The sequence below is a fragment of the Streptomyces sp. SID5464 genome (genome assembly GCF_009862985.1).
Classification (GTDB): Bacteria; Actinomycetota; Actinomycetes; order Streptomycetales; family Streptomycetaceae; genus Streptomyces; species Streptomyces chartreusis_D.
This window is the reverse complement of sequence record NZ_WWIQ01000032.1, coordinates 1-279: the sequence shown is the minus strand read 5'-3', so window position 1 is coordinate 279 and position 279 is coordinate 1. Positions and strand designations below refer to the sequence as shown.

The following is a 279-nucleotide window of genomic DNA, read 5'->3' as shown; positions in this document are numbered from 1 at the left end:
TGGCAGGACGCGGAGTCCGGCCGGACTCTGTCCGTCGACAACCCGGCCACCGGTGAGGAGCTGTGCCGGGTCGCCGACGCCTCCCCGGCCGACGGCCGGCGTGCCGTCGAGGCGGCGGTCGCCGCGCAGGCGGCCTGGGCCGCCACCCCGCCCCGGGTGCGCAGGAGATCCTGCGCCGCGCCTACGACATCATCATCGCCCGCACCGAGGACCTCGCGCTGCTGATGACCCTGGAGATGGGCAAGCCCCTGACCGAGGCGCGCGCCGAAGTCGCCTACG

The 279-nt window shown here is 75.6% G+C and carries 1 pseudogene; it reads left to right on the top strand.

From position 1 onward, the window contains the following. Positions 1 to 279, top strand: a pseudogene (locus GTY47_RS19325) (aldehyde dehydrogenase family protein); the annotation flags it as partial.